We start from the raw sequence: 1,348 nt of genomic DNA, 5'->3' as shown, positions 1-1,348 counted from the left end.
GGTGGGCACCTCGCCGATTCGCACCACCATCTGCGCCATGTTCAGCGTGCCCGTGGCCGCGTAGGCCAGCGCGATGCCGGTCAGGAAGATCAGCGACGAGACCATCGACACAATCACGTACGACACCCCGGCCCGCGGGGTGTTTCTCGCTTTTGCCGCCCGCCCCAGCCCATTGGGGGGGGGGGGCCGTTCGTCGTATCCGAAGGGCACGCGGCAGTGATCGGGAGGAAACTTCATGGCAGACGAGAGGTTCGCTCGCGCTCGGTTGGCCGCGGGCGCGTTGTTCGTGCGCGATCGGGAAATCCTGTTGGTACACAAGACTTATGGAAACGGCTGGGACCTCCCGGGTGGCTACCTCGAGCCTGGAGAATCCCCCGCAGCAGCGTGTCGTCGAGAGGTGAACGAGGAACTGGGAATCGACCGCCCTCCTCGGCGTCTGCTGGTTCACGACTGGGCGCCGAACCCGGGCGAGGGCGACAAGATTCTCTACGTCTTCGACTGTGGCGCACTCGGTGGCGACGAGAAAGATATCGTGCTGCAAGCAGACGAACTCGACGCCTGGGGATGGGTACGTGTCGACGATCTCGATGAGTATGTGGTGCCCAGGCTGGCTCGGCGTCTTCGAAACGCGTACGCGGCTCGGGTCGATAGCGGCAGCAGGTATCTCGAACGAGGCAAACAGTCGCTCTAGTTATCGGGTTTCGCTACCAACGTGGTTCGCCTGGATTCAGGGATCAGGGGAGTTCGGCTACTACCTCGTGGAGGGGTGGGGGGTGGCGGTGGCCGTGCGCATCAGAGTTCGAGGGCGGCGGCGACCGGGGCGCCGGGGGCGATACCGGGCGGGACGGCGAACAGGGCGCTGCCGGTGTGCTGGATGAGGGCGTTGAGGCGGTCGGTGGCGGCGAGTATCCGCTGGGCCCTGACGAATTGGTCCGGCGGGTCGTTCATGTACGCGACGAACAGCAGGCCAGCGTCGAGCCGATCGTGCCCGCCGTGCGTGTGGCCGGGGTCGGTACCGGGCGGATGATTGTGTGGCTCTTCGGTATTCGAGCCGCCCAGCACGCCGTAGTCGTAGTTGTAGCCGCGGCGCAGCATCGGAATTCCGTGAACGAGACGGACATGGGCGTCGGCGGGTATCACGAGATCCCCGTTCGCGGAGCGGGCGTCGAGATCGACCGGGTCGAATTCGCCCTCTCCACCCAGGGGTGGGGCGGCCGGCCCCCCGCGCGCCCCCCTGCCCCGGGCCATCGTGCTGCACCCTATTACCGGCGATATCGCGGGGCCCGGCCGCGACCGGATCGTCGTGCTGCGGATCAGCGTCGACGAGGACGGCCGGGTCACTGTGCAC

General features: G+C 66.8%; 2 protein-coding genes and 1 pseudogene. 1 reads left to right on the top strand and 2 read right to left on the bottom strand.

The features are described from left to right. Positions 1-150 (bottom strand): annotated as a pseudogene (locus QH290_RS02210) (proton-conducting transporter transmembrane domain-containing protein); the annotation flags it as partial. A gap of 85 nt (positions 151-235) precedes the next feature. Here QH290_RS02210 and QH290_RS02205 point away from each other — a divergent pair. After that, the gene (locus QH290_RS02205) at positions 236-691 is read left to right on the top strand and encodes an NUDIX domain-containing protein (RefSeq protein ID WP_280381828.1); all 456 of its coding nucleotides are present in this window, start codon (positions 236-238) and stop codon (positions 689-691) included. 101 nt (positions 692-792) lie between these two features. Here QH290_RS02205 and QH290_RS02200 read toward each other — a convergent pair whose 3' ends face one another. Next, complete coding sequence (locus QH290_RS02200) at positions 793-1,248, bottom strand: Dyp-type peroxidase (RefSeq protein WP_280381827.1); 456 nt, start codon at positions 1,246-1,248, stop codon at positions 793-795. Positions 1,249-1,348: the final 100 nt, after the last annotated feature.

Origin of the sequence: Nocardia wallacei, assembly GCF_029869545.1 — a bacterium.
Lineage (GTDB): Bacteria > Actinomycetota > Actinomycetes > Mycobacteriales > Mycobacteriaceae > Nocardia > Nocardia wallacei_A.
The sequence above is the reverse complement of the archived record's forward strand: the minus strand, read 5'-3'. Positions and strand labels throughout refer to the sequence as shown.

Bases quoted from the DNA above. Each gene is read 5' to 3' on its own strand.
- QH290_RS02205 (WP_280381828.1), top strand. From the start codon at position 236: ATGGCAGACGAGAGGTTCGCTCGCGCTCGGTTGGCCGCGGGCGCGTTG.
- QH290_RS02200 (WP_280381827.1), bottom strand. From the start codon at position 1,248: ATGGCCCGGGGCAGGGGGGCGCGCGGGGGGCCGGCCGCCCCACCCCTG.